The 376-nt window shown below is 46.5% G+C and carries 1 rRNA gene; it reads right to left on the reverse strand.

Features of this window, described 5'->3' with window-relative positions:
• Window positions 1-266, reverse strand: a 23S ribosomal RNA gene (locus tag HMPREF2724_RS00160); the annotation flags it as partial.
• Window positions 267-376 lie beyond the last annotated feature (110 nt).

Genomic DNA, 376 nt, shown 5'->3' on the forward strand with positions numbered 1-376 from the left:
TCCACGTTCGTTCGCCACTACTAGCAGAATCATTATTATTTTCTTCTCCTACGGGTACTGAGATGTTTCACTTCCCCGCGTCAACCCCCACAACAGCTATGAATTCACTGAAGGGTAACACTCCATAACAAGTGCCAGGTTTCCCCATTCGGACATCCTCGGATCAACGCTTAATTGACAACTCCCCGAGGCTTAACGCAGCCTTTCACGTCCTTCATCGGCTCAGCATGCCAAGGCATCCACCATGCGCCCTAAATAACGAACACACAACCAACACAACAACAAGAATAAACAAAAAACAGCCTGTCCCTCGCAGTTGTGTCGGCGTGAACTACACAAAACACAAAAGAATAAAGAAATTACACACCCAAACAAC

This window comes from Corynebacterium sp. HMSC071F07, assembly GCF_001810285.1.
GTDB classification, from domain to species: domain Bacteria; phylum Actinomycetota; class Actinomycetes; order Mycobacteriales; family Mycobacteriaceae; genus Corynebacterium; species Corynebacterium simulans.